Origin of the sequence: Pseudochrobactrum sp. AO18b, from assembly GCF_000409565.1 — a bacterium.
GTDB classification, from domain to species: domain Bacteria; phylum Pseudomonadota; class Alphaproteobacteria; order Rhizobiales; family Rhizobiaceae; genus Pseudochrobactrum; species Pseudochrobactrum saccharolyticum.
Genome location: NZ_ANNO01000456.1, coordinates 1 through 273 on the forward strand (window position 1 = coordinate 1; position 273 = coordinate 273).

Sequence of the window (273 nt, forward strand, 5' to 3'; positions counted from 1 at the left end):
GTCTGCTCGATTATCAATGACTTTAAGGCAAGAGTTTCACCTGCTGAAGTCGTCTATACTGTTGAGCCGGTTTTAGGCATCGCATCCGCCCGAAATCACGTACTCAATTATGCGGTTGATCATGGTTATGATCTGCTGACATTCGCCGATGATGACGAGCAGGTAGAGCCGCAATGGCTCTTGGAACTGCTGAAAGAACGCGATCACCACAATCTTGATATTGTCGGCGCACCGGTACGTTTTGCACCGCCGGAAGGTAACTTGTCCTTCTGG

Annotated in this window: 1 protein-coding gene; it reads left to right on the plus strand. The window is 49.5% G+C overall.

The genetic code is table 11. The annotated features are described in order from the left end of the window. The coding region (locus tag A918_RS20930) for a glycosyltransferase (RefSeq protein ID WP_033316230.1) at window positions 1-273 on the plus strand (273 nt) is incomplete at both ends.